Here is a 26,126-nt window from a genome sequence, read left to right on the forward strand (position 1 = left end):
CTGGGCCCGCTCCCGGGGATCGAGTCCGTTCGTCAACCACGCTCCGCGCACGGGGCGGCGGGGACGCGCTCTCCTCCGGCGAGGTGGTCGCGCAGCCAGCGCTCGGTGGTGCTGACGTGCATCAGGGCGGCGGCCTGGGCGAGGTTCGGGTCGCGGGCGACGAGGGCCTGGTGGATCGCCTCGTGCTCGGCGAGGGTCCGCCCCGCCGCGTCCGCGTCGGCCAGGCCCCGCCAGGCCCGGGCGCTCAGGGTGCGTCCGGAGATGTGCTCCAGCAGCGTGGCCAGGGTCTCGTTGCGGGTGGCGCAGGTCACCGCGCGGTGGAACGCCGCGTCGTGCTGGAGCAGCAGTTCGACGTCGTCCCGGGCGTCCCGCATGGCCGTCAGGTGCCGTTCCACCTCGGCGAGGTCCTCGTCGGTGATACGGGTGGCGGCCAGCGCGGTGGCGACCGGCTCGAACAACCTGCGCACCTCGGTGAGTTCCAGGACGGTGTCCCCCTGGAGCAGTTCGACCGCGCCCCCGAGACCCTCCAGCAGCAGGCCGGGCGCCAGGCTGGTCACGTAGGTGCCGTCGCCGCGTCGGATCTCCAGGACCCGGGCGACGACCAGTGCCTTGACCGCCTCGCGCATCAGGTTCCGGGACAGCCCGAGCTCGGCCGCGAGCTGCTGTTCGGGGGGCAGCTTCGCTCCGGGGGGCAGCTCGCCCTCCCTGATCATCCGGCGGATCCGGGCGATTGCTCTGTCAGTCAGGGACACGGCGCCAACGTAGCAGGTGGTCCCATGTCCTGGAAGGGAACGAGCTCTTCCGCCCGCGCCAACGAGCCTGTCCGGCCTGGTGGTTCTCCGATCGCCCTGGACGTATCCGGGGTGCCCGGGGCCGGATCCATCCCATCTGTCGGGCCGGAGGCGACGAGGACCGGCGGTGCGAGGATCCGCCCGGTCGCGCGCACGCGAACCACACGTGATCTCCGCAGAAGCCTCGCGCCGGGCCGGTGTCGCGTGCGGGGCAGTTCTGCGTAGGCTCCGCAGATCACCCGCCGCGGCACGCGGGCACCTACGGAAGAACGAATGAGTTACTGCACGCTCTGCCAACGGCATCTCAACGGCGCCCTCTCCTGCCCCGGCTGTGGACGGCCGAAGGAGGCGCTCCCCCAGCAGGACCCCGAACGCCCGGTCACGGACCCGCCCACCGCGGCTCCCGCGCCGCGGAGGGCCCGGCGCCGAACGACCCGGCGGCGCGGCGCCCGGCTCACGCTGGCCGCGCTCGGTGTGACGGCGGTCGGACTGGCCACCGCTGTGGTGGCCTTCGGCCAGGACGACGGCGAGGCGGTCCCGCTCACGTCGGGCGCTACGACGGCGTCCACGTCGACGGCCGCACCGTCCACCCGTGGGCCCGCGAGCGCTCCCGCAAGGGCGACGGCCGCGCCGGGTACGGCGAGCCCCCTGACGCAGCCGTCGGCCACCGGCGCCCGGCCCGGCGCGTCGAGGACGACGGCCACGCCGTCGCACGCCGCCCCGACCGAGCCGACCGCTCCCCGGCCGACGGCGCCCGCCACGGCGCCGCCCACCCGGCCGTCGCCCAGCCCGGCCGCTCCCACGGCAACGGCGACGCCTGCCTGCAAGCCGTTCCTGTTCTGGTGCGTCTGACCCCTCTCCGCCGTCCGTCGCGGGGAAGGGGGCCCGGCCGGCCGTGCCGCCGTCACGGTGAAACTTTCACCAGCGGGACCGGACCCACCGGCCGTATCGCCGGGGTGTGGCGGAGGGGCCTTGACTGCTCCTGGACAACCGACGGTCACTGATGCAGCGTCGACAGCCCGTCGAGAAGAGGTCCCATGCTGCCTTCCCGGTACTTGAAGTCCCGACTGCTCGCCGTGCTGCTGGCGATCGGCGCCGCGTTCGGGGCTAGCCTGTCCGTCGCTCCCCAGGCCGGCGCCGCCTCGTTGACCCGGATCACGGGATTCGGCGACAACCCGACCGACCTGCAGATGTACGTGTACGTGCCGAACGGCGTCAGGGCGCACCCGCCGATCCTGCTGGCGCTGCACGGCTGCCAGGGCTCCGGGCCCTACCTGTACTCCAGCACCGACTTCGGAGCGCTGGCCGACCGGTACGGGTTCATCGTCGTCTACCCCTCGACCAGCCCCGGCGGCAGTTGCTGGGACGTCTCGTCCGACCAGGCGCTGACGCGCAACGGCGGCAGTGACCCGGTCGGGCTGATGTCGATGATCAGGTACACGGAGCAGCACTACGGCGGGAACCCCGACGCCGTGTACGTCACCGGCGAGTCGTCGGGAGGGATGATGACGAACGTCATGCTCGCCGACTACCCGGACGTGTTCAGGGCGGGCGCCGCGTTCATGGGCGTGCCCTACCACTGCTTCCACACGGGCACCGTGCGCGGTTGGAACGGTCCGTGCGCCGGGGGCCAGGTCTCCATGACGGCGCAGCAGTGGGGCGACCTGGTGCGCCGTGCCGATCCCGGCTACACCGGGCGCCGCCCCCGCGTGCAGTTGTGGCACGGCACCGCCGACCCGATCCTGAACCACCGCGACCTCGGCGAGGAGACCAAGCAGTGGACGAACGTCCTCGGGGTGCGCCAGACCCCGTCGTCCACTGACACCCCGGCCACCGACTGGAACCGGGCCCGGTACGCCAACCGCTCCGGCGTCACGCAGGTCGAGACGTACAGCATCACCGGCGCCGGCCACCAGCTGCCCGTCAAGGGCACGCCGATGGCCGCCTACGCCGTTCACTTCATGGGGCTGGACGGCAGCGGCCCCGTGCGGGCCCGCAGCTGAACCGGCTTCGGAGCCGAGGGGCTTCCTCCGTCACGGGGTGCCGGCCGGTGGGAGGTCGTGGACGGTGACGGTCGGGTGGAGGTGGCGGGTGTGGTCGAGTGCTCGTGCCCGGCCGGTGAGGCGCAGCGGCACGGTGAGGCGGGGGTCGGTGCTGGAGGCGGAGATCCGCAGTTCCAGGGCGCCGGGTTCGACGATCCGCCGGCCGTCGCGGCCGGTGAAGGAAGCCAGGTCGGCGGGGAGGGCCAGCTCCACCCGGCAGGCGGCTCCGGCTGCCAGCGGGATCCGCCGGTAGCCGATCAGCCGCTGAACCGGCTGGACGACGGTTGCCACCGGGTCGTGGAGGTACAGCTGCACCACCTCGGTGCCCGCCCGCGGGCCGGTGTTGCGCAGTTCGAAGGCGAGCCGGAACACGCCGTCGGTGCCGGTCTCGGCCTCCCGCACCTCCGGGCCGGACCACGCGAACTCGCTGTAGCCGAGCCCGTGCCCGAAGCCGTAGGCGGGTGTCGGGTCGGTGCTGGAGACGCCGCCCGCCTGGGCCAGCCGGGCGGCCAGGTAGGTCGAGGGCTGGACCCCCGGGTGGGCGGGGACGGACACGGGCAGCCGTCCGGACGGGTTGACCCGCCCGCTGAGCACCCCGGCGAGCGCCTCCGTCCCGGCTTCCCCCGGGAAGAAGCACTGGACGATCCCGGCCGCCTCGGTGACGGCGCGCCCGAGGGCGTAGGGGCGCCCGGCCAGCAGGGTGACCACCACGGGCTTGCCGGTGTCCAGCACCGCGTCCAGCAACTGCCCCTGTCTCCCGGGTAGGTCGAGCGATGCGACGTCGCAGCCCTCGCCGCTGGTGCCGCGCCCGAACAGCCCCGCCCGGTCGCCGAGGGCGAGCACCACCACATCGGCCCGCTCGGCGGCCCGCACGGCTTCGGCGATGCCTGCGGTGTCCTCGCCGTCGACGGTGACTCCGCGCGCCGTGCACAGCTCGCTGCCGGGGAACTCGGCCGCCAGCGCCTCGCGCAGGGTGGGGAGTCCGATGCCGAGCGGGGTGTCCGGGTGCCGGCTGCCGACGTGCACGGGGAAGGAGTAGCAGCCGAGGACCGCCGTGGGTTCGTCGGCGTTCGGGCCGATCAGCGCGATCCGGGTGGGCTCGCCCAGCGGCAGCAGGCCGTCGTTGCGCAGCAGGACCACGGCCTGCTCGGCGAGTTCGGCGGCGAGCGCCCGGTTGGCGGGCCGGTCCAGGTCGACCAGGCCGCGCAGCGCCCGCGGTTCGCTCGGGTCCGCGTCGGCGAGGGCGGCCGGTACGGGCGACCAGTCGGCGTCCAGCAGCCCGAGTTCGGCCTTCTGGACGAGGACGCGGCGCAGCGCCCGGTCGATCAGCCGCTCCGGGGCGGTGCCCGAGACGACCGCGTCGAACAGCGGCTGTCCGAAGGTGTCGACGGTGGGCAGCTCGATGTCGACCCCGCTCTCCAGGGCCAGTGCGGCGGCGGCGGACCGGTCCTCCGCGACGCCGTGCAGGGTGTGGAGGAAGGCGATGCCGAAGTAGTCGGCGACGACCGTGCCGGTGAAGCCCCAGGTGTCCCGCAGCAGTCCGGTGAGCAGGGCCCGGTCGGCGGCGGAGGGCAGGCCGTCGGTGTCGGTGTAGGCGTGCATGACGGAGCGGGGGCGCCCTTCCCGCACGGCCATCTCGAAGGGCGGCAGGATCACGTCGGCGCGCTCGCGCGGGCCCATGGAGACAGGGGCGAGGTTGCGGCCGGCGCGGGAGGCCGAGTACCCGGCGAAGTGCTTGAGCGTGGCGATGATCCCGGCCGATTCCAGGCCCTGGACGTAGGCGGTCGCGATGGTGCCGACCAGGTACGGGTCCTCGCCGATCGTCTCCTCGACCCGCCCCCAGCGGGCGTCGCGGACCACGTCGAGCACCGGCGCGAGGCCCTGGTGCACGCCGACGGACCGCAGGTCGCGTCCGACGGCCGCGGCCATCGTCCGGACCAGCTCCGGATTGAAGGTGGCGCCCCAGGACAGCGGTACGGGGTACGCCGTGGCACCCCAGGCGGCGAAGCCGGCCAGGCACTCCTCGTGGGCGAGGGCCGGGATGCCGAAGCGGTTGGCGGCGGCGATCCGCTGCTGGGTGCGCAGCAGCGAGAGCGCGCCGAGCGCCGGGTCGACCGGGGCGGTGCCGAACGGCCGGGTCAGCTGGCCGAGCCCGAAGGGCAGGAGGGTGTCGAGGTCGGGTGGCGGCTCCATCTCGTGCTGGTGGGGCGCGACTTCCTCGCCGTCGGCGTCGGCGCCGACCCAGACGCCGACCAGTTGGGCGGTCTTCTCCCGCAGGGTCATCACGGCGATCAGGGCGTCGGCCCTGGCCTCCGGGGTGAGCGAGGTGTCCCGCCAGGCGGGTGCGGGCTCGGGGTTGCGGTGGTCGTTCACTTTCCTCCGACCCCCGTCAGGCCCTGGACCAGGGCGCGGCGGGCGAACAGGTAGACGATGAGGACGGGGAGCATGGACAGCACCACGGCGCTGAGCAGTCCGGGCACGTCCACGCCGTGTTCGGTCTGGAACTCGTACAGGCCGAGGGTGATGACCTTGGTGGAGTCGGACTGGGTGAGGATCAGCGGGAAGAGGAAGCCGTTCCAGGCCTGGAGGGCGGCGAAGACCGTGATCGAGGACAGTCCGCCCTTGGACAGCGGGAGCACCAGCCGGCGGAACACCCGTGCCGGGGACGCGCCGTCCATCGCCATCGCCTCGTAGAGCTCGGGGCCGATGTCGCGCATCGCACCGCTCAGCACCAGGGTGCAGACCGGCAGGCAGAAGGCCGCCGTCGGGAGGATGACGCCGATCAGGTGGTCGTACAGGCCGGTCTGGCTGATGACGTAGAACATCGGCACGATCACCGCCTGCGCGGGGATCGCCAGCCCGAGCAGGAACAGCCGGAACACCCAGCCGGTCGCCCGGCCGCGGGCGCGCACGATGGCGTAGGCGAGCGGCGGGACGACCAGCAGCACGATGGCGACCACACCGGCGGTGACGGTCAGGGTGTTGAGGAAGTCCTGGCCGAAGCCGTTCGACAGGTCCGTCAGGTAGTTCCGCAGGGTCCATCGGGCGGGCGGCTTCAGCGGGCCCTCGGTGGAGTAGTCGGAGCGGGTGCGGAAGGTGGCGATCAGCAGGACGTACAGCGGCAGGCCCACCAGCACCAGCCACACCAGGGAGCCGAACCCGGCCAGGACGTTGGGGCGTCGTCGCATCACAGGCCCTCCGCCGTGCCGCGCATCCGGTCGTAGCCGGAGAGCCGGACGACCGCGAGCGAGATCAGGGTGGCTACCACCACGAGGACCAGTGCGATGGCGGAGCCCACACCGAAGTCGAAGCCTTTGAAGGCCTTTTGGTACATGTAGTAGGCGGTGACGGTGGTGTCGGTGCCGGGGCCGCCCTGGGTGAGGATCAGCACCGTGTCGAAGGTGGTCAGTCCGCCGACCAACCACCATGAGGATCACCGAGGTGATGATCGTGTTGCGCAGCTGCGGCAGGGTGACGTGGAGGAACTGCCGTACCCGGCCGGCGCCGTCGACGGCGGCGGCCTGGTAGAGCACCTGGGGGATGGCCCGGGCGCCGCCCTGGTAGATCAGGGCGTGCAGAGGGGTGAACTGCCACACGCCGACGAAGGTGAGCACGCCGATCGCGCCGCCCTTGCCGCCCAGCAGGTTGCCGTCGCCGAACAACCAGGTGAGCTGGGCCGGCACGCCGAAGTTGGGGTCGAGGACGGCCCGCCACACCACCGAGACGGCGGTGGCCGAGAGCAGCAGCGGCACGAAGTAGACCGCCGAGAGGACGGCCCGGTTGCGCTGGTGTCCGGCGGCCCAGACGCCGAGCAGGATGCTGACCGGCGTCTGGGTCACCACGCCGAGGGCGGTGAGCAGCAGGGTGGTCCAGACGGACTGGAGCATCACCGGGTCGTGGAGCAGGGCGGTCCAGTTGTCCAGGCCGTTGAAGCGCGGTGTGCCGATGCCGTCCCAGCTGGTGAAGGAGAGCACGACGACCAGCAGCAGCGGTGTGAGCGCGAACATCAGGAAGAACACCGCCGCCGGCAGCGCCCAGAGGAAGCCCGGGCGGGTCGCCGCCGCCGCGCCCGGGCGCCCGGTGCGCGTCATGAGGTCGGCAAGGCCTGCATGGCCTTGATGAAGCCGTCGGCGTCGAGCCTGCCGTCGAAGAACTGCTGGACGGCGGTGTGCATGGGGGTCATGGCGCTCGGCGGGTACGCCTGGTCCCAGGAGAGCTGGAAGGAGGGGGCGGCCTTGACCAGCTCGTACTGGGCCTTGGAGTACCCGGGGCTGGCCGAGAGGTCGAGGAAGTTGACGGTACTGGTGGTGGTCGGCAGGTTCCCGATGGCCAGTTGGGCCTTCACGAACTCGTCGGAGTACATCAGTTTGAGGAAGGCCGCGGCGGCCTCCGGGTGCTTGGTCCTCTTGAGCACGGAGTAGAAGTTGTTGGTGTTGCCGACGACATCGGCCGGGTCGCCCTTGCCCCCGTTCAGGGCCGGGAAGCCGGTGTAGCCGAGGCCGGACTCGGCGAAGTCGGGGTTGGCGTCCTGCTGGGTGGAGTAGTACCAGGACCCCATCAGCTCGAAGGCCGCCTTGCCCTTGGCGACCAGGGCCGGGGAGCCGCCGTCGGTGAACTTGACGGAGTCGTAGTTGCTGCCGAAGGCACCAGCGGCGACCAGCTGTTCGAGGGTGGCCAGCGCCTTGCGGCTGTCCTCGCTCGCCCAGGCCTCGCGGTCGCCGCCGAGCGCCCGTTGGAACAGGCCGGGGCCGGCGATCCGGTCGTAGAGGTACTCGAACCACATCAGGGTGGGCCACTGGTCGCCGCCGCCGAGCGCGATCGGCGTGATGCCCTTGGCCTTCAGGGCCCTGGTGGCGGCGACCAGGTCGTCCCAGGTCTTCGGCGGGGTGAGCCCGGCCTCCGCGAGCACCTTCTTGTTGTGGAACAGCAGCACCGGCTGGGTGCCGCGCATCGGCACCCCGTACGGCTTGCCGTCCACCACCGCCGAATTGAAGACCGAGGGAAGGAAGTTGTCCTTCAGGCCCGGGTCCTTGGCGATGAAGTCGTCCAGCGGCAGCAGCAGGCCCGCCTTGACGAACGGCCGGATGGAGCCTCCGCCCCAGTTGAAGAAGACGTCGGGGGCCCGCGGCGTGTTGATCACGGTCTGGAGCTTCTGCTGGTAGTCCGCGCCGGGGATGGTGTCCAGCACGGCCTTGACCTTGGAGGTCTTGTTGAAGGTGTCGACGAGTTGCTTCTCGACCTTGTTGGCGGCGTCACCGTAGACCAGCACGTGGATCGTGCCGTCGCCGGAGTCGGAGGAGGAGCCTCCCGAGCCGCAGGCGGCGGACGTCCCCAGGACGAGTGCGGTGACCGCGGTGACCGCGGCGACTCTCGATCGCATATCCTGCCCTCTGTTTCGAATGTTTCGAGCAAGTTGCCGAATGTTCTGCGAAACCTAGATCCGCGGTGACCGTCCGTCAAGAGCCCCGACGGGATCGGCCCGCGACTCGTCCGGGGGGCTAGCATCCGTGCGGTACGGCCACCCGCGGCCGTCCCGTACAGCCATCCACGACGGAGTTCGCCCAGCAGGGGCAGTGCAGGAGGAACCCGTGACCAGAGCGGCCACGCTCGCCGAGATCGCGCAGGAGGCCGGAGTCTCCGCGCCGACTGTTTCGAAAGTCCTGAACGGGCGCGCCGACGTCGCGCCCGCCACCCGGGAGCGGGTGGAGGAACTGCTGCAGCGGTACGGCTACCGGCGGCGGCGCGGCAACCGCCGGGCCAGCCCGCTGCTGGAGCTGGTCTTCCACGAGCTGGAGAGCGCCTGGGCCGTGGAGGTGATCCGGGGCGTCGAGAACGCCGTCCGGGAGGAGGGACTGAGCATCGTGCTCTCCGAGTCCGCCGAACGGCACGGCCCCGGCCAGTCCTGGGTGGACGGGGTGCTCGCGCGGCGCCCCACCGGTGTGGTGCTGGTGCTGTCCGACCTGGACCGCTCGCTGCGCGAGCAACTGGCCCGCCGGGACATCCCGTTCGTGGTGTTGGACCCGGCCGGCGACCCCGGCCAGGACGTGCCCGCCGTCGGCACCACCAACTGGGACGGCGGCCTCGCCGCCACCCGGCACCTGCTCGACCTCGGACACCGCCGGATCGGCCTGATCGGCGGCCCCGCCCGGATGATGTGCAGCCGCGCCCGGGCCGGCGGCTACCGGGCGGCGCTCGACATGGCGGGCATCCCGTACGACGCGGACCTGGTCCGCGAGGGCTCCTTCCACCACGAGTCCGGACGCCTGCTCGGACTGGAGCTGCTCGGCCTGCCGGATCGGCCGACCGCCGTGTTCGCCGGGAACGACCTCCAGGCGCTCGGCCTGTACGAGGCCGCCCGTGAGCTGGGACTGCGCATTCCGGAGGATCTCAGCGTGGTCGGCTTCGACGACCTGCCGCTGGCCCGCTGGGTCGGGCCGCCCCTGACCACCGTGCGCCAGCCGCTGACCGAGATGGCCGAGGTGGCGACCCGTCTGGTGATCGACCTGGCCCGCGGGGTGCAGCCCGGCACGCTCCGGGTGGACCTGGCCACCAGCCTGGTCCAGCGCAGCAGCACCGCCCCGCCGCGAACGGCCGTCCCCGGCCAGGCGGGGCGTGGTTGACGGGCGGTCGGGCCGGTCGGGCGGTCCCGGTCGGGCGGTCCCGGTCGGGCGGTCCCGGTCGGGCGGTCCCGGTCGGGCGGTCCGGGCCGTCGAGCCGGCCGGGCCGTCGGGCGCCCGGGCCCCGGGACCGCGAAAAGCGAAAAGGGGTGCGGCCGGCCGGCCGGGGAACCCGGCGCCGTCCGGCCGCACCGCACCGCTCGGTCAGCCGAGGGTCCACTGCTGGTTGCTCCGGCCGCTGCAGGTCCACAGCTGGGCCAGGGCGCCGTCGGCGGTGGAGCCGCCGGACACGTCCAGGCACAGACCGGACTGGACGCCCCTGACGGTGCCGTCGGTGTTCACGTGCCACTGCTGGTTGACCTGGCCGTTGCACGGCCAGACGACCACCTTGGTGCCGGGAGCCGTGCCCTGCCCGGAGGCGTCCAGACACATCCGGCTCGCGTCGCCGTACACGCTCAGCTGGTCGGCGGAGGTGTGCGTCCAGATCTGGTTGGTGCCGCCCCAGCAGCTGTAGACCTGCACCTGGGTGCCGGCCGTGGTCGAACCGTTCGGCACGTCGAGGCACTTGCCGGCACCGACCGCGCGCAGCTCGCCCGTCGTGCCGCCACCGCCGCCGGTGCTCGAACCGCCGAGGGCGGAGAGCGCCGCCGCGAAGGCCGGCTTGGGCCGGTCGTTGTCGTCGTACATGGTGGCGGCGCCGTACCCGGGGAAGGTGCCGGGGATCCAGGAGTGCGCGTCGTCCACGCCCCACTGGCTCACACCCACGCAGCGGGAGACGGCCAGGCAGGCCCGCACCACGGCGGCGTAGTCGGCGGCCTGCTGCTGGAGGGCGCCCGCGGAGGCTGGCAGCTGGATCCGGTCGTCCAGTTCGGTGACGGCCACGTCCAGGCCCAGGTCCGCGAACCGCTGCATGTCGGCCCGCAGGTCGGCGGGGACCTGGCCGACGACGAAGTGGCTCTCGAACCCGATGCCGCCCAGCGGCACGCCCTGGGCGAGCAGCGACCGGGCGAGGCTGTAGAGCGCATCGCTCTTCGCGTTCACGCCCTCGATGTTGTAGTCGTTGATGTAGAGCTTCGCGGCCGGGTCGGCGGCGTGCGCGGTGCGCAGCGCGTCGGCGAGGTAGTCCGCTCCCATCGCCCGGTAGAACGCGTCCGGGACGAGGGAGCCGTCGCCGTTGAACGGCTCGTTGATCACGTCCCAGGCATAGACCTGCCCCTTGTAGTGGGTGGCCTCCGCGGTGATGTGCGCCTCCATGGCGGAGCGCACCTGGTTCAGCGGCAGGTTCGTCATCCAGCCGGGGAGCTGGTTCTGCCACACCAGGTTGTGGCCGCGCACCCGCGTGCCGTGCGCCCGGGCGAACTGCACGAGCTGGTCGCCCGGCCCGAAGTCGTACGAGCCGGGGGACGGCTCGGTGGTCTCCCACTTCATCTCGTTGGTCGGGGTCAGCGCGTCGAACTGCGCCCCGACGACGGCGGTTTCCCCGCCGACACCGAGGTCGCCGTCCGACAGGGCGGTGCCGAAGTACCGGCCGCTCGCTTCTGCCGCCGCCTTCAACGTGCTGCCGGCCGCCGCGGCCGGGGTCGTCGCGGCCAGCGCGCCGGCCGCGAGAACCAGCGCCAGGACCAGTGCGGCGGTCCAGGCACGGTGAATTCCGATCAGGGTCCTTCGAAGAGGCATGGTCGCCCTCCAGCGTCGCTCCAGGGGGACGTGCGCACCCGCACCGTCGGCGGGTCGTGGCGCACGAGCGATGACGGCGGTGGGGCCGTCGGTTCGGGGAACGGAAGCGCTGCGGCGGTCGTCCGGCGACGGCGCCCGGGTGGGTTGCGCTTCCGTGGCTAGGTAACTCGGAGTGCACGGGGCTCGTCAATACGTGTTTGAATGTTTCGATGATGTTTCGGAAACGCCCGCCGAAGCGCGGCCGATTCCGGCCGGAGGTTGCCGGGTTTCCTGGACAGGTGCCTTCCCCTGCACGCGCCTGCGGCCCCGGCTCCGCGGCGGTGCGCGGAACCGGGGCCGGGATCGGGGCGCGGGCGGGCGGGCCCGGCCGGGCGGGCCGCTCAGCTGCCCGGGTTCACCGTCGGGAACAGCTGGGCGAAGGTGTCGAAGGCGGTGGCGATGTCCGCCTCGGCCCAGAACCGGTGGTAGTTGAACACCGGTGCCGCGCCGCCGTCGAGGTACGCCTGCACCTTGGACCACTGCGGGTCCTTGGTGTACCAGGGCCGGATGGACAGGAAGGTGTTGCTGGCCGAGCTGATGCTGGTGCCGTCTGGGTAGCTGCCGGTCCAGCCGGAGGGGACGTACAGTCCCTGGTGGGTGGACGGCGAGTACGGCTGGGTGAAGCGGCTGTAGTCGGGGCGGGCCTCGGCGGCCGAGTAGCCCAGGCGGTCGGTGTACTTGGCGTGCAGGGTGTCCAGGATGTTCTGGGCGAACTTCCGGGCGCCGCTGCTACCGGACTTGGCGGCGTAGTACGCGAGGGTCTTGGCCAGCGAGCCGGCCACGCCGACGTCGGTCGCGGTGCCGCTCGCGGTGACGTGCAGGCCGGTGTTGCCTCCGGGGCTGGTGGCGTTCCAGGTGTCGGGCGCGCCGGTCCAGCTGAGCTTGTCGGGGGTGGTCAGGGTGCCGGTGGCCGGGTCGGCGCGGGAGACGGACACCGCCCACGGGACCCACTTGTCGAGGATGGCCTTCGCCCGGGTGTCGCCGGTGGCGTAGTAGTACTCGGCGAACCGCTCCATCGACCAGGTCTGGAAGCCGAACCACTGGTTGGAGGCCGGGTCGTGGTACTCCGGCTGCCAGTCGTAGTACAGGCCGTAGAAGGTCGGGTCGCCCGCCGGCGGTGCCGCGTCGTCACCGTAGTTCCCGCCCCAGCTGTTGGTGGCGCCGCCGGCGATGCCGCCCTCGCCGGACTGCAGCCACTGGAAGAACTGCAGCTGCTTGTCCAGGCTGCCCGCCCAGTCGGTGGCGCCGCTCGGCGAGAGCGGCTTCAGGGCCGGGTCGTTGGCGAGCGCCCAGGCCGCCATCGGGTTCTGGTAGCCCTGGTGGGCGGCGGAGCCGGAGATCCGCCAGGACCAGCTGCCGTCGGCCGCCCCGCCCCAGGCGAAGTACCACGTCATCAGGCCGAGTTGCTCGTTCGCCTTGGAGGTGCCGCCGGGGCAGGTGGTGGAGCCCAGGCAGTTGCCCGCCTGCTTGAAGTACTTGTCGTAGAGCGAGTAGCGCAGGTAGTCGCCGAGCTTGGCGGCCTTGGACAGGGTCGCGGTGATGGCCGCGCTCCTGCCCTGCGCCTTGGCGAACTGCTCCGCCCAGTAGGCGACCTGGACCAGCCGGGCGTCCGCGTCGGGCGCGTCGGTGTACTTGTACTGCTTGCTGAACGACCCGCCGCCGTCGTTGAACAGGCTGAGGAAGCCGGAGCCGCTGCTGCCGTACTTGAAGACGTCGCAGTCGGGCTGGGGCACGGTCTCCCAGACGGACTCCTCCGGGCCGCGCTGGAAGGTGTTGATCAGGCTGGGCTTGCTGGTGCCGTCCTCGCACTGCCCGAAGCCGTACTTGTTGTCGGTGTCCAGCAGCCAGGCCGGGGCGTACACGTCCGGGCTGCCGTAGGCGGTGTTCAGCTCGGCGGACAGCGGGTCGGTGCCGACCGGCACGTTGGCGTTCAACTTGACCGGGTACTGGTCCGGTTGGGCCTTCTCCGGACCGTACTGGCCGGGCTTGGCCGGGTTGTAGGTGCTCTGGCCGGGCTGTTGGGCGTGGCTGGGGATCAGGTTCGTCTCCAGGCTGGTCCAGGCGTTGTTGAAGCCCGTCCAGTCGCCGGTGACCCGCCCGTAGTCGGCTTCCAGCCACAGCCAGTAGCTGTAGGTCTCGGAGGTGGTCTCGTGGCCGTAGTCGGGCGCTTCCACCACCAGGGTCTCCACCGCGTGGTAGGGGATGCCCTGCGGGCTGAAGTACCCGTTGGCCGGATTCTTGATCTTGCTGTACAGGTCCAGGAAGTACTGGTCGTAGCCCGAGGTCCGGGCCGCCTCGGTCACCGTGACGGCGCCGGATCCGAAGCCGGCCGCGGCAGCGGTGAAGGTGGCGGTGCCGCCGACCTGGGCGGCGTCGGTCCCGGCCGCGACGGTGACGGTCTGCGGGACGTTCCAGTTGGCGGGGGTGAAGGTGAGGGCGGCGCCGGAGGTCACGCTCAGGTCCGGGTCGCTGCCCGAACGGGCCACCGTCACCGTGGTGTCGGCGGTCGGCGCCTGGGACAGCGCGACGGTGAAGGTGCCGGTGCTCCCCTGCTGGACGGCGAGCGAGGCGGGGCTGACCACGACGCTCGGACCGGCCACCTTGATCGCGACCGGGCTAGAGGTGGTGGTGGCACCGGCGTCGTCGGTGGCAACGGCCGTGATCGAGTAGTCGCCCGCCGCCACGTTCGCCCACTTGACGGTGTAGGGCGCGGTGCTGCTGGTGCCGATCAGGGTGTTGCTGCCGGCCGAGGTCGAGGCGTAGAAGTCGACCTTCGAGACGGTGCCGTCGGCGGCGGCCGCGTCGGCGGACAGCGTCACGGTGGAACCCGGGGTGAAGGTCTGCCCGGCGGCCGGGGCGGTGAGCGAGACGGTCGGGGGCTGGTGGGCGCCGCGGCAGGGGGTGCCGTTGAGGGTGAAGGCGGTGGGGGCGGTGTTGGCGCCGTTGTAGGAGAAGTTGGCGCTGGTGGTGTAGGCGGCGCCGGGGTTGATGGTGGGGGCGTAGCCGGGGTTGGTGACGGTGACGGCCTGTCCGGTCTGGCTCCAGGTGCCGTTCCAGCCGTTCTGGAGGGTCTGGTTGCCGGTGTAGGAGTAGCCGAGGGTCCAGCCGTTGATGGGGGTGGCGCCGGTGTCGGTGATGGTGAGGTTGGCGGTGAACCCGCTGCCCCAGTCGTTGACGGCGTAACTCACGCCGCAGGACAGCCCGGTGGCCGCCGCAGCGGGTGCGGTGAGGGCACCGCCCGCCGCGCCGATCAGGGCGAGTGCGGTGGCCGTCGCGGTGATGGTGGGCCGGTCGCCCCTGCCGTGCAGGGCTTTGCGTCGCATGCGCGTCCTCCAGATGGGTGGGGTACCGCCGCGCGGACCGGGGGTGCGCGGCGGACGGAGGTGTTGCGACATCGTGGGGGTGCGGGCCCGGCATGGGAAGCGCCCACAGGGCCCGGCAGGGCCGGCCGACGGGCCCGCCGGGGCCGCACCACGGCGGCGACCAGCGCGGAGCCGGGCCCCGGGGCGGTGGGCCGCCCGGATCGGCGGCGTGTAAGTTACAGCGTCTTCTGGGAGCGCTCCCGCCGCTATTGACGCCGTTTCTCGGGTCCTGGCTTGATGTGAAGGGATCGCTGCGCCCGGAGTGGGCGCGTTCCCACTCGAACAACCGCGATCCCGTCAGGAATCCCCACCCATCGGAAAGGACCCGGACGTGCCTCATCCCGTCCTGCGTCGGCTCCGCACGGCAGCGGCCGCCACGCTGTTCGGCGCCACCGGCCTGCTGCCGAGCATCGGTGCCGCCGCCCCCGCGCACGCGGCGCCCGCCCCGGCGGCCGCCGTTCACGTCACCAACCCGTTCGCCGGTGCCACCGGCTACCTCAACCCCGACTTCGCGGCCGAGGTCAAGGCCCAGGCCGCGGCCGACGGCGGCACCCTGGGCGCTCTGGAGTCCCAGGTCGCCGCCAACCCCACCGCCGTCTGGATGGACCACATCGGCGCGATCGCCGGCGACGCCACCCACCTCGGCCTCCAGGCCCACCTGGACCACGCACTCGCCCAGCAGCAGCAGGGAACCACGCCGGTGGTGTTCCAGGTCGTCATCTACGACCTGCCGGGCCGGGACTGCGCCGCGATCGCCTCCAACGGGGAACTCCCCGCCACCGCAGCCGGGTTGGCCACCTACGAGGCACAGTACATCGACCCGATCGCGGCCCTGCTCGCCAACCCGAAGTACGCCGGCATCCGGATCGCGGCCGTCATCGAGCCGGACTCGCTGCCCAACGCCGTGACCAACCAGTCCAAGCCGACCTGCGCCACCGCCACCCCGTACTACGAGTCGGGCATCGAGTACGCGCTCAACAAGCTGCACGCGGTCCCCAACGTGTACAACTACCTGGACATCGGCCACGCGGGCTGGCTCGGCTGGTCCAACAACATGGTTCCGGCGGGCAAGGAGTACGCCAAGGTCGCCCAGGCCACCACCGCCGGGTTCGCCAGCATCGACGGCTTCATCAGCGACACCGCCAACACCACGCCGCTCACCGAGCCGTTCCTCACCAACCCCGACCTGACGGTCGGCGGCCAGCCGCTCAAGTCGGCGAACTTCTACCAGTACAACCCCGCGTTCGACGAGTACCACTACGACGCCGCGATGTACTCCACCCTGGTGTCCAACGGGTTCCCGAGCAGCATCGGCATGCTGGTCGACACCTCGCGCAACGGCTGGGGCGGTGCCGGCCGGCCCACCGCGCTCGACTCCACCCCCACCACGGTGGACGCGTACGTCGCAGCCAACAAGGTCGACCGGAAGCCCTTCCGCGGCGACTGGTGCAACGTGAACGGCTCGGGCATCGGGGAACGTCCGCAGTCCCTGCCGTACGGTGCGGGCAGCCCGATCATCGCGTTCCTCTGGGTCAAGCCGCCGGGCGAGTCGGACGGCGACTACCCCGACGCCTCCCACCCCCACGGCGACCCGCACTGCGACCCGAACGGCACCCAGAGCGACGGCAACGGCAACACCTACCCGACCGACTCCATCCCCGGCAGCAACATCCCGGCCGGCCAGTGGTTCCCGGCCCAGTTCCGGCAGTTGGTGCAGAACGCCTACCCCGCGTTCGGCGGCGGCTCCGGCGGAAACACCGGCCCGAGCGTGCCGGGCGGACTGACCGTCACCGGCACCACCAGCAGCAGCGTGTCGCTCAGCTGGACGGCCTCCACCGACCCGGCCGGCGTGACCGGCTACTCGGTGTACCGGAACGGGGCCAAGGTCGCCACCGTGACCACCACCGCCTACACCGACACCGGGCTCTCCGCCGCCACCGCCTACCAGTACACCGTCACGGCGCAGGACGCGGCCGGGAACGTCTCCGCCGCCTCGGCCGCGGTGACCGGCACCACGGCGGCGGCGAGCGGTGGCGGTGGCAGCAGGGGCTGCTCCGCGAGCTACACGGTGGGCAACGACTGGGGCAGCGGCTTCACCGCCGGTGTCACCGTCGCCAACACGGGCAGCACGGCCACCAAGTCCTGGACGGTCACCTGGTCCTGGGGCGGCAACCAGCAGATCACCAACAGCTGGAACGCCACCACCGCCCAGAGCGGCAACGCGGTGACGGCCGCCAGCCAGGCCTACAACGGCGCGCTGGCGCCCAACGGCACCACCAGCTTCGGCTTCCAGGCGACCTACTCGGGCGGCAACACCGCTCCGACGCTGACCTGCACCGCTAGCTGACCCGCGCGGCGGGTCGGTCGCCCACGCGAACTGACCCGCCCCGCGAGCTGACCTCACCCGGCCAGGGCCGCACCCGCGGCCCAGGCCCCCACCCACGAGGACCCGGCATGCCCCGTAGCGTCCCACCCCGTACCGCCCCTGCCCGCACGACCGTACTGGCGGCCGCCACCGCCGCGTGCGCGGCCCTGGCCGTGCTCCCCCTCACCGCCTCCGCGACCACCTCCGCCCCGGCCCCCGCCTCCGGCACCTCCTGCGACGTGAAGTACGCCGTCAACGACTGGGGCAGCGGGTTCACCGCCAACCTCACCATCACCGACACCGGCACCACCCCCATCAACGGCTGGACCCTCGGCTACTCCTACACCGGCAACCAGACCCTCCAGAACGGCTGGAACGGCACCTGGAGCCAGACCGGACAGGCCGTCACCGTCACCAACCCCGGCTACGCCCCCACCATCAACCCCGGCGCCGCCTACACCACCAGCGCCAACTTCTCCTACAACGGCGCCAACACCGCCCCCACCGCCTTCACCCTCAACGGCACCCCCTGCGGGCCCCGGTCGAGCCCGTCGCCGAGCCCCTCCCCCACACCGACCGGCACGCCGCCGACCACGCCGCCCCCGAGCGGGCCCGCCCCGGCCGTGCACGTCGCGGGCAGGACGCTGGCGAAGGCCGACGGCTCCCCGATCACCCTGCACGGGGTCGACCGCTCCGGGGCCGAGTTCATGTGCGTCCAGGGCCGCGGATTCTTCGACGGCCCGGCCGACCAGGCGTCCGTCACCACGATGAAGTCCTGGCACGTCAACTCCGTCCGGGTGCCACTCAACGAGGACTGCTGGCTCGGCCACTCCGATGTCGACCCCGCCTACTCCGGCTCGGCCTACATCGGTGCGGTGCGCAGCTACGTCGACCTGCTGGAACGGAACGGCCTGGTGGTGGTGCTGGACCTGCACTGGAGCGACGGGGCGTACACCGGACCGTCCGCCGGCTGCCCGGACGCCAACGCCACCTGCCAGAAGCCCATGCCGGACGCGGCCGGCGCGATCCCGTTCTGGACCTCGGTGGCCCAGACCTTCAAGGGGGACGACGCGATCGTCTTCGACCTGTTCAACGAGCCGTACCCGTCACGCGCCACCGGGAGCGAGGACAGCGGCTGGACCTGCTGGCGGGACGGCGGCAGCTGCCCCGGGATCGGCTACCAGGTCGCCGGGATGCAGGCGATGGTCGACGCGGTGCGCTCGACCGGCGCGGACAACGTCCTGATGCTGGGCGGCCAGGAGTACGCCAACGACCTCACCCAGTGGGCCTCGCACCGGCCCGACGATCCGCTGCACAACCTGGCCGCGTCCTGGCACTCGTACAACTTCAACGCCTGCAGCACCGGTTCCTGCTGGGACGGCCAGATCGCCCCGCTCGCCGCCCAGGTGCCGGTCGTCGCCGGGGAGTTGGGCGAGAACGACTGCGCGCACGGCTACCTGGACGCCCTGCTGCCCTGGCTGGACCAGCACGGCGTCTCCTACCTCGCCTGGGCCTGGAACACCTGGGACTGCGGCAGCGGCCCGGCGCTGATCAGCTCCTACGACGGCACGCCGACGGCCTTCGGCGCCGGCTACCGCGCCCACCTGGCCGGCACGTAGCGGCCGGGCCGACCCGGTCAAGAGGACTCCCGCACCACCAGTTCCGTCGGCAGGACCGTCTGCCGACGGAACCGGCCCGGCCGGGCGATCTCCTCCAGCAGCGAGCGGACCATCAACCTCCCCATCTCCTCAGTCGGTTGTCGCACACTGGTGAGCCGCGGCTCGGTGTGCCGAGCCACCACGGAGTCGTCGAAGCCGACCACGGCGACGTCCTGCGGCACCCGCCGGCCGGCCTCGCGCAGCGCCTGCAACGCACCCGCCGCCGTCAGGTCCGAAGCGCAGAACACCGCGTCCAGTCCGGGCCGGCGGGCGAGCAGTTCCCGCATGCCCTCGCGGCCGCCGCGCTCGGTGAAGTCCCCATGGGCGACGAGTCCCTCGTCCGCCGGCACCTCCGCCTCGGCGAGCGCCTGGCGGTAACCAACCAGGCGCGCCGCGGCGCCCTCCATGTCGAGCGGCCCGGTGACGGTCCCGATGGCCGCCCTGCCCCGGGAGAGCAGGTGCCGCACGGCCGCCCGGGCACCGCCGGCGTTGTCGGCGTGGACGTAACTCAGCGGTTCCTCCTCCGAGCGGCGGCCGCCGAGCACCGCGGGCAGCTCCAGCCGCTCCAGCAGCTCGGGAAGCGGATCGTCCTGGTGCACCGAGACCAGCAGGACGCCGTCCACCCGGCGGGCGGTGAGATAGCGGGTCAGCCGCTCCCGCTCGTGTTCGTCACGGACCAGCACCAGCAGCAACTGCAGTTCGGAATCGGCGAGTTCGGCGGACACGCCGGTGATGATGTCGGAGAAGTAGGGCTCGGAGCTCAGTTTCGCGACGCTCTCCGGGATGACCAGGGCGACCGCGTCGGTCCGGGAGGTGACCAGGGAGCGCGCCGCCTGGTTGGGGACGTAGCCCAGTTCGGCGATGGCCTGTTCGACCGCCGCCCGGGCCTTGGCGCTCACCTTGGGCGAGCCGTTGACGACCCGGGACACCGTACCCCGACCCACTCCGGCCCGCGCCGCCACCGCCTCCAGGGTGGGGCGGGCAGCGGGTGGCTGCTGCTCGACTCGGCTCATGATCGTTCTCCCGGCGGACGGTGGACTGACGGCGGACGGCGGACGGCGGACGGACGGCGGACGGCGAGGACCGCGGCGGGAGCGCTCGGGACGACACGGTCCGGTAACGGAGCCGTTGCCCGCCCTTGACACGCCTCGCGCGGCGAAGCAATCTTCCCACATCACAGTGGGAGCGCTCCCATGCGCATCGCGCACACTCGCACTGCCCCGTTCCGAGCACCGCCCCAGTGGCGCGGCACAGCCGTGCACCCAGCCTGGACAAGGAGATTCGGCCATGCGGAACCCCGGCACCACCCACGGTGGCAGAGCCACCGCCCTCCTCCCCCTGCGCAAGGCCCCCAGGCCCTTGCTGAGCGCCGCGACCGCCGCCCTGTGCGCCCTGCTGGTCGCCGGGTGCGACAGCTCCGGCTCGGGCGGCACTGCGGCCTCCGACGGCAAGATCACCCTGACCGTCGGCGACTACGGCACCTTCGGCTTCAAGGAGGCCGGCCTGTTCGACGCCTACATGCGGGAGCACCCCGGCATCACCATCGTGGAGCACACCGTCCAGCAGGAGACCGACTACTACCCCGCCCTGCAGACCCACCTCGCCTCCGGCAGCGGCCTGGACGACATCCAGGCGGTCGAGGTCGGCCGGATCGCCCAGGTGGTGAAGAAGCAGGCGGACAGGTTCGCCGACCTCGGCAAGGCGGACGGGGTGGACAAGGGCGCCTTCCTGCCGTGGAAGTCGCAGCAGGCCAGCACGGCGGACGGCCGCACCATCGGCCTGGGAACGGACATCGGCCCGATGGCGATCTGCTACCGCAAGGACCTGTTCCAGCAGGCCGGGCTGCCCACCGACCGCGAGGAGGTGGCCAAGCTCTGGAAGGGCGACTGGGCCAAGTTCGTCGAGACGGGGAAGCAGTACCAGGCCAAGGCACCCGCCGGCACCTTCTTCACCGACTCCGCGGGCGGTCTGTTCAACGCCGTGGTGTCCTCCGGCACCACCCAGTACGACGACAGCAGCGGCCGGCTGGACTACAAGAACAGCCCCGGCGTCAAGAACGCCTGGGCCCTGGCGACCGGCGCGATCCAGGCCGGGATCAGCGCCGGCCTCAAACAGTTCGACACACCGTGGTACCAGGCGTTCGCCAACTCCAAGTTCGCCACGGTCGCCTGCCCGTCCTGGATGACGGCCATCGTCGCCGACAAGTCCGGGAACGCCAACAAGGGCAAGTGGGACATCGCCACCGCGCCGGCCGCCGGAAACTGGGGCGGCTCCTTCCTCACCGTACCGAAGGCCGGCAAGCACCAGAAGGAGGCCGAGGCCCTCGCCGCCTGGCTCACCGCTCCCGCCCAGCAGGCCAAGGTCTTCACCACGGTCGGCAACCTGCCGTCCAACACCAAGGCGCTCAGCCAGCCGGAGGTGCAGAACGCCGAACTCGACTTCTTCGGCGACACGCCCACCGGCCGGATCTACGCCGCCACCGCGCAGTCCATCCAGCCGACCGTGATCGGCGAGTGGGACGGCCTGGTCAAGGACACCCTCACCAACGGCGCCCTGCTCAGCATCGAGCAGCACCAGAGCGACCCCGCCAGGGCGTGGAGCAACGCGGTCAAGGAGATCGACGACAAGGTCAACGACTGACACCCGGTCTCCCCGCCGTCCGCCCGCCCCGGCCCCGCCGTCCGGCCGGGCGGGGCCGGCCCCACCCCAGAGAGGTCTTCACCATGCTCGACGAGGCCGTCCCGGCCACTCCCCTCGGCAGGCCACGCCCCGCTCCCCCGCCGCCCCGCCCCTGGCGCGCCCGGCTCTACCGCTGGGACCTCAAGGCCTCGCCGTACCTGTACGTCGCGCCGTTCTTCCTCTGCTTCCTCGCCTTCGGGCTGTTCCCGCTGGTCTACACGGGCTGGGTCTCGCTGCACAGCGTCGACCTGCAGACGTCCGACCAGATGCAGTGGCGCGGCTTCGACAACTACACCCGGCTGCTCCACGACGACCTGTTCTGGAACGCCCTGCGCAACACCGTCACCATCGGCCTGCTGTCCACCGTGCCGCAGCTGCTGATGGCCCTCGGTCTGGCGCACCTGCTGAACTACCGCCTCCGCGGCCGCGGCTTCTTCCGGATCGCGATGCTCGCGCCGTACGCCACCTCGATCGCGGCGGCGACCCTGGTGTTCACGCTGCTGTTCGGGCGTGACTACGGGATGGTCAACTGGCTGCTGGGCAACCTCGGCCTTGGCCACGTCGACTGGGAAGGCGGCACCTGGACCTCCCGGATCGCCGTCTCCACGATCGTCACCTGGCGCTGGACGGGCTACAACGCCCTGATCTACCTCGCCGCGATGCAGGCCGTCCCGCACGACCTGTACGAGGCGGCGGCGCTCGACGGCGCCAACCGGTGGCACCAGTTCCGACACGTCACGGTGCCGTCCATCCGGCCCACCATCCTGTTCACCGTCGTGGTCTCCAGCATCGGGGCCACCCAGCTCTTCGGCGAGCCACTGCTGTTCGGCGGCGGAGCGACCGGCCACAGCGGCGGGTCGGCCCACCAGTACCAGACCCTCGGGCTGTACCTGTACGACCAGGGCTGGTACGCCTTCCACCTCGGCCGGGCCGCCGCCGTGGCCTGGACGATGCTGCTGATCCTGCTGGCCATCGGCGCGCTCAACCTCGCCCTGGCCCGCGTCCGCCGCGCCCGGAACGGAGGTTGAGAGCGATGGCCGTCAACCCGGGACGACGGCGCGCAGGAGCCCGCGGCCTCACCGGAGCCGGACCGTTCACGTACGCGGTGCTGATCCTCGTCGCCGTCCTCTCCCTGTTCCCGCTGTACTGGACGCTGGTCGGCGCCTCGACCTCCGGCGGCCGGATCGCGCAGACCCCGCCCCCGCTGCTGCCCGGCGGGAACCTGTGGCACAACCTCGACATCGCCTGGAACCAGGTCCACATGGGCCGGGCGCTGCTCAACTCGGTGGTGGTGGCGAGCTGCGTGACCGTCAGCACCGTGCTGTTCGCCACCCTGGCCGGCTTCGCCTTCGCCAAACTGCCGTTCCGGGGCCGCAGCGCCCTGCTGAGCCTGGTGGTGGCGACCATGATGGTGCCCGCCCAGCTGAGCGTCATCCCGCTGTACCAGATCATGGCGCGGCTGCACTGGACCGACCAGCTGCAGTCGGTGATCCTGCCCAACCTGGTGGCCGCGTTCGGGGTGTTCTTCATGCGGCAGTTCCTGTCGGAGGCGTTGCCGATCGAACTGGTCGAGGCGGCCCGGACGGACGGCGCGAGCAGCCTGCGGATCCTGTGGAGCGTGGTGCTGCCGATCGCCCGGCCCGGGATGGCCGTGCTCGGCATGCTGGTCTTCGTGCAGTCCTGGAACGACTTCTTCTGGCCGCTGATCGCACTGAGCCAGAGCAATCCCACCGTGCAGGTCGCGCTGGCCGGCCTCGGCGGAGGATCGTACGACTCCGACCAGGCCGTCATCCTCACCGGCTCGCTGCTCGGGACGGCGCCGCTGCTGCTGGTGTTCGCCCTGCTGGGCAGGCAGGTCGTCGGCGGCATCACCGCCGGCGCCGTCAAGAACTGATCGTCAGTCGATGAACCCCGCCAGAAAGGGAGAAGCCAGCGATGACTTCCACACGGACCGGCTCGGCCCCGGTCGAAGCCTCCCCCTCCGCCTTCCCCACCGGTTTCCTCTGGGGAGCCGCGACGGCGGCGTACCAGATCGAGGGGGCCGTCGACGTGGACGGCCGGTCCCCCTCGATCTGGGACACCTTCAGCCGCACCCCGGGACGGACGGCCGGCGGCGACACCGGTGACCGCGCCACCGAGCACTACCACCGCTACCGGCAGGACGTCCGGCTGATGAGCGAGCTGGGTCTGGGCGCCTACCGGTTCTCGGTGTCCTGGTCCCGGGTGCAGCCGACCGGCCGCGGGCCGGCCGTCGAAAGGGGCCTGGACTTCTACCGGCGCCTGGTGGACGAGCTGCTGGAGCACGGCATCCAGCCTGCCGTGACGCTCTACCACTGGGACCTGCCACAGGACCTGGAGGACCTCGGAGGCTGGCCGGCCCGCGACACCGCGGAGCGGTTCGCGGACTACGCCGCGCTGCTGGCGGACGCCCTCGGCGACCGGGTCGGCATCTGGACCACCCTCAACGAACCCTGGTGCTCGGCCTTCCTCGGTTACGGCTCCGGGGTGCACGCCCCGGGCCGCGCCGACTGGACGGCCGCCCTGCGCGCGGCCCACCACCTCAACCTCGGCCACGGACGCGCGGTCGAGGTGCTGCGCGCGTCGCTGCCCCGGGACGCGCGGATCGCCGTGTCGCTCAACCTGCACGAGGTGCGGCCGCTCACCGCGTCCGCCGCGGACCGCGAGGCCGCCCGCCGGATCGACGCGGTGGGCAACCGGGTCTTCACCGGACCGATGCTGGGCGGTGGCTACCCCGACGACCTGCTCGCCGACACGGAACACCTGGTCGACTGGCAAGACCTGGTCCACGACGGCGACCTGGCCGCGATCGCCCGGCCGGTCGATCTGCTGGGCGTCAACTACTACACCCCGACGGTGGTTTCGGCCCTGCCCCACGGGCAGGACCCGGGCTCCGCGACCGCGAGCGAGGCGGGCCACGGCGACGGTGCCCAGTCCCCCTTCGTCGGCTGTGCCGACGTGCTCTTCCACCGCGCGCCCGGCCCGCGCACCGTCATGGGCTGGCCGATCGACCCCTCCGGCCTGACCGACCTGCTGCTGCGGCTCCACCGCGAACACCCCGGGCTGCCGCTGATGGTCACCGAGAACGGTGCCGCCTTCGACGACCGGCCGACGGCGGAGGGTTCGGTGCACGACCCGCAGCGCATCGACTACCTGCGCGGGCACCTCGACGCCGTCCGGCGGGCGATCGCCGCCGGAGCGGACGTGCGGGGCTACTTCCTCTGGTCGCTGATGGACAACTTCGAGTGGGCGTGGGGCTACGGCAAACGGTTCGGTCTGTACTACGTGGACTACGCCACCCAGGCCCGGACCGCCAAGGACAGTGCCCGGTGGTACGCGGAGGTGATCCGCCGGAACACGCTGCCCGACCTGCCCGGGTGAGGGCGCCGGATCCCTTGACGCAGGCCGTTCAACCCTCCAAGCTGGCAGCCGGTGGGTGGACCGGCGCACGACGAGTTCGGGGTGCAGTTCCCGTGTCGAGGATCGATCCAGGACGGCCCCCATGCCCCAGCCCTTGCGCAGCAACGACCCCGCCCCGACACTGGCCGAGGTCGCCCGGCGCGCCGGTGTCTCCACCGCGACCGCCTCCCGGGTGCTGAATCGTTCCGCCCCGGTGGCCACCGACGTGGCGGCCCGGGTGGAACGGGCGGCCTGCGAGTTGGCGTACGTCCGCCTCCGGGCGGCCAGTGCCCGGGAGACCGGCGTGGTGGCCGTCGTGGTCTTCGCCGACCCGGTGCAGTACCACTCCGACGCTTTCCCGGTGCGGTTACTGGCCGGGCTGCGGCGCTCCCTGCCGGGCGCGGAGCGGGAGCTGGCCGTCTTCACGGTACCGAGACGCTCCCGGCGGCCACGGCTGGTGCGCTACCTGTGCGGCGGTCACGTCGACGGCGTGCTGCTGGTCGGCCCCTGGGGGGACACCGCGCTCATCAGGCTGCTGCACACGGCCAGGGTGCCCGTGGTGTCGCTGGGGCGGCCGCCGGAGCCGGGCACGGTGGCGTTCGTGGACGCGGACAACCTCGCCGGCGCCAAGGACGCGGTGCGGCGGCTGTGCGCGTCCGGGCGCCGCTCGGTGGCCACCATCGCCGGGCCACCGGACACCGCCGCCGGCGCGGACCGGCTGGCCGGCTACCGCCAGGCGACGGCCGCGGTGGCCGCGGTGCGGCCCGCCGTGGCCTACGGCGACTTCAGCAGCGCCTCCGGTGAGCACGCGATGCAGCGGCTGCTGGACCAGCACCCCGAGGTGAACGCGGTGTTCGCCGCCTCCGACCAGATGGCCGCGGGCGCCCTCCGGACCCTGCGGCGGCACGGTCGGCGGGTGCCGGAGGACGTCGCGCTGATCGGCTTCGACGACGCCCCCGTCGCGGCACGCTGCCGCCCGGCCCTGACCACCGTCCGCCAGCCGGTGGAGGAACTCGGCTCCCGCGCCATGGAGTTGCTGCTGGCGAACCCGGCGCGCGGCGAATCGGTGGTGCTCCCCACGCGGCTGGTCGTCCGGGCGTCGGGCTGACCGCGCCGCGGAGGAGCCCCCGGTGGCCCGAAACTTTCGCGAGACCCGCACCAGGCATTGCCGTCAGCCCCGGAAAGGAACGGCGCGATCCTCGCGGTCGCGGCCATCGGCAATCATCTGACCTGCGAGATCCTGCCAGGGAGGCGGTGCGGGATACGACCGATTCTTTCGCGTTCTTCGCCGAAAGAGTTGACAGCTTGTCGCGGGCAGACCAACACTGTCGCCGTCGACAAGACCGGATGGCTCCGGATCCGGAGCCATGTCGCGGGGGGGGGGACCAAGCGCGCGCGGGGGGGGGGGGCCGGCACCCCGCGCCCCCCCCCCGCCCCCCCGCCCACCACGCCCCACCCCCCCCCCCCCGCCCCCCCCCC

16 protein-coding genes and 1 pseudogene are annotated in these 26,126 nt (G+C 72.2%); 9 read left to right on the forward strand and 8 right to left on the reverse strand.

Translation table 11 applies throughout. The features are described from left to right. Positions 1–32: 32 nt before the first annotated feature. Positions 33–752, reverse strand: a complete 720-nt coding sequence (locus ACFV1W_RS23390) for a FadR/GntR family transcriptional regulator (RefSeq protein WP_380419161.1) — start codon at positions 750–752, stop codon at positions 33–35. A 1,076-nt stretch (positions 753–1,828) separates the two neighbouring features. Here ACFV1W_RS23390 and ACFV1W_RS23395 point away from each other — a divergent pair. Continuing rightward, positions 1,829–2,794 (forward strand): alpha/beta hydrolase family esterase, encoded by a 966-nt coding sequence (locus ACFV1W_RS23395; protein WP_380419162.1) that lies wholly within the window; start codon positions 1,829–1,831, stop codon positions 2,792–2,794. Positions 2,795–2,824: 30 nt separating this feature from the next. Here the strand turns inward: ACFV1W_RS23395 and ACFV1W_RS23400 are convergent, their stop codons facing one another. The 4 genes and pseudogenes from ACFV1W_RS23400 to ACFV1W_RS23415 all read right to left on the reverse strand — a co-directional run bounded on the left by ACFV1W_RS23400 (position 2,825) and on the right by ACFV1W_RS23415 (position 8,213). After that, positions 2,825–5,116, reverse strand: coding sequence for a glycoside hydrolase family 3 N-terminal domain-containing protein (locus tag ACFV1W_RS23400; RefSeq protein ID WP_380419180.1), 2,292 nt, complete (start codon positions 5,114–5,116; stop codon positions 2,825–2,827). A gap of 86 nt (positions 5,117–5,202) precedes the next feature. Then, complete coding sequence (locus ACFV1W_RS23405; protein ID WP_380419163.1) at positions 5,203–6,021, reverse strand: carbohydrate ABC transporter permease; 819 nt, start codon at positions 6,019–6,021, stop codon at positions 5,203–5,205. Beyond that, positions 6,021–6,924: pseudogene (locus ACFV1W_RS23410) on the reverse strand (carbohydrate ABC transporter permease). Before ACFV1W_RS23410 ends, ACFV1W_RS23405 begins: the two are co-directional and overlap by 1 nt. Then, entirely contained in the window at positions 6,921–8,213 is a 1,293-nt protein-coding gene (locus ACFV1W_RS23415; RefSeq protein WP_380419164.1) for an ABC transporter substrate-binding protein, read from the reverse strand. The pseudogene ACFV1W_RS23410 and the gene ACFV1W_RS23415 overlap by 4 nt, the downstream one beginning before the upstream one ends. Positions 8,214–8,421: 208 nt before the next feature. Between ACFV1W_RS23415 and ACFV1W_RS23420 the strand changes: the two genes are divergently transcribed. Beyond that, positions 8,422–9,453, forward strand: a complete 1,032-nt coding sequence (locus ACFV1W_RS23420; protein ID WP_380419165.1) for a LacI family DNA-binding transcriptional regulator — start codon at positions 8,422–8,424, stop codon at positions 9,451–9,453. 201 nt (positions 9,454–9,654) lie between these two features. Here the strand turns inward: ACFV1W_RS23420 and ACFV1W_RS23425 are convergent, their stop codons facing one another. Both ACFV1W_RS23425 and ACFV1W_RS23430 read right to left on the reverse strand, forming a co-directional pair. Continuing rightward, the gene (locus ACFV1W_RS23425; RefSeq protein WP_380419166.1) at positions 9,655–11,127 is read right to left on the reverse strand and encodes an endo-1,4-beta-xylanase; all 1,473 of its coding nucleotides are present in this window, start codon (positions 11,125–11,127) and stop codon (positions 9,655–9,657) included. Positions 11,128–11,507: 380 nt separating this feature from the next. After that, a complete protein-coding gene (locus tag ACFV1W_RS23430) occupies positions 11,508–14,489 on the reverse strand; it encodes a glycoside hydrolase family 48 protein (protein ID WP_380419167.1) in 2,982 nt (993 codons plus the stop codon). A gap of 370 nt (positions 14,490–14,859) precedes the next feature. Between ACFV1W_RS23430 and ACFV1W_RS23435 the strand changes: the two genes are divergently transcribed. Continuing rightward, positions 14,860–16,875: a glycoside hydrolase family 6 protein gene (locus tag ACFV1W_RS23435; RefSeq protein ID WP_380419168.1), complete on the forward strand. Its 2,016-nt coding sequence runs from the start codon at positions 14,860–14,862 to the stop codon at positions 16,873–16,875. Positions 16,876–16,982: 107 nt separating this feature from the next. Further along, a complete protein-coding gene (locus ACFV1W_RS23440; protein WP_380419169.1) occupies positions 16,983–18,512 on the forward strand; it encodes a cellulase family glycosylhydrolase in 1,530 nt (509 codons plus the stop codon). A 17-nt stretch (positions 18,513–18,529) separates the two neighbouring features. Here the strand turns inward: ACFV1W_RS23440 and ACFV1W_RS23445 are convergent, their stop codons facing one another. Further along, on the reverse strand, positions 18,530–19,564 hold the full coding sequence (locus ACFV1W_RS23445) for a LacI family DNA-binding transcriptional regulator (RefSeq protein ID WP_380419170.1): 1,035 nt from the start codon (positions 19,562–19,564) through the stop codon (positions 18,530–18,532). Between the two features lie 274 nt (positions 19,565–19,838). Here ACFV1W_RS23445 and ACFV1W_RS23450 point away from each other — a divergent pair, with 274 nt between their 5' ends. The 5 genes from ACFV1W_RS23450 (at position 19,839) to ACFV1W_RS23470 (ending at position 25,755) form a co-directional block, all read left to right on the forward strand. Next, complete coding sequence (locus ACFV1W_RS23450; RefSeq protein ID WP_380419171.1) at positions 19,839–21,191, forward strand: ABC transporter substrate-binding protein; 1,353 nt, start codon at positions 19,839–19,841, stop codon at positions 21,189–21,191. An 83-nt stretch (positions 21,192–21,274) separates the two neighbouring features. Continuing rightward, positions 21,275–22,258, forward strand: coding sequence for a carbohydrate ABC transporter permease (locus ACFV1W_RS23455; protein WP_380419172.1), 984 nt, complete (start codon positions 21,275–21,277; stop codon positions 22,256–22,258). A gap of 5 nt (positions 22,259–22,263) precedes the next feature. Beyond that, positions 22,264–23,124 carry a carbohydrate ABC transporter permease gene (locus ACFV1W_RS23460; protein WP_380419173.1) on the forward strand — a complete coding sequence of 287 codons (861 nt, stop codon included), beginning with the start codon at positions 22,264–22,266 and terminating at the stop codon, positions 23,122–23,124. 41 nt (positions 23,125–23,165) lie between these two features. After that, positions 23,166–24,629, forward strand: a complete 1,464-nt coding sequence (locus tag ACFV1W_RS23465) for a glycoside hydrolase family 1 protein (protein WP_380419174.1) — start codon at positions 23,166–23,168, stop codon at positions 24,627–24,629. 121 nt (positions 24,630–24,750) lie between these two features. After that, positions 24,751–25,755: a LacI family DNA-binding transcriptional regulator gene (locus tag ACFV1W_RS23470; RefSeq protein ID WP_380419175.1), complete on the forward strand. Its 1,005-nt coding sequence runs from the start codon at positions 24,751–24,753 to the stop codon at positions 25,753–25,755. Positions 25,756–26,126: the final 371 nt, after the last annotated feature.

Source organism: Kitasatospora sp. NPDC059648, assembly GCF_042734825.1.
GTDB lineage: Bacteria > Actinomycetota > Actinomycetes > Streptomycetales > Streptomycetaceae > Kitasatospora.

Bases quoted from the DNA above. Each gene is read 5' to 3' on its own strand.
- ACFV1W_RS23465 (WP_380419174.1), top strand. From the start codon at position 23,166: ATGACTTCCACACGGACCGGCTCGGCCCCGGTCGAAGCCTCCCCCTCC.
- ACFV1W_RS23460 (WP_380419173.1), top strand. From the start codon at position 22,264: ATGGCCGTCAACCCGGGACGACGGCGCGCAGGAGCCCGCGGCCTCACC.
- ACFV1W_RS23405 (WP_380419163.1), bottom strand. From the start codon at position 6,021: ATGCGACGACGCCCCAACGTCCTGGCCGGGTTCGGCTCCCTGGTGTGG.
- ACFV1W_RS23450 (WP_380419171.1), top strand. From the start codon at position 19,839: ATGCGGAACCCCGGCACCACCCACGGTGGCAGAGCCACCGCCCTCCTC.
- ACFV1W_RS23430 (WP_380419167.1), bottom strand. From the start codon at position 14,489: ATGCGACGCAAAGCCCTGCACGGCAGGGGCGACCGGCCCACCATCACC.
- ACFV1W_RS23445 (WP_380419170.1), bottom strand. From the start codon at position 19,564: ATGAGCCGAGTCGAGCAGCAGCCACCCGCTGCCCGCCCCACCCTGGAG.
- ACFV1W_RS23470 (WP_380419175.1), top strand. From the start codon at position 24,751: ATGCCCCAGCCCTTGCGCAGCAACGACCCCGCCCCGACACTGGCCGAG.
- ACFV1W_RS23440 (WP_380419169.1), top strand. From the start codon at position 16,983: ATGCCCCGTAGCGTCCCACCCCGTACCGCCCCTGCCCGCACGACCGTA.
- ACFV1W_RS23425 (WP_380419166.1), bottom strand. From the start codon at position 11,127: ATGCCTCTTCGAAGGACCCTGATCGGAATTCACCGTGCCTGGACCGCC.
- ACFV1W_RS23455 (WP_380419172.1), top strand. From the start codon at position 21,275: ATGCTCGACGAGGCCGTCCCGGCCACTCCCCTCGGCAGGCCACGCCCC.
- ACFV1W_RS23415 (WP_380419164.1), bottom strand. From the start codon at position 8,213: ATGCGATCGAGAGTCGCCGCGGTCACCGCGGTCACCGCACTCGTCCTG.
- ACFV1W_RS23400 (WP_380419180.1), bottom strand. From the start codon at position 5,116: ATGACCCTGCGGGAGAAGACCGCCCAACTGGTCGGCGTCTGGGTCGGC.
- ACFV1W_RS23395 (WP_380419162.1), top strand. From the start codon at position 1,829: ATGCTGCCTTCCCGGTACTTGAAGTCCCGACTGCTCGCCGTGCTGCTG.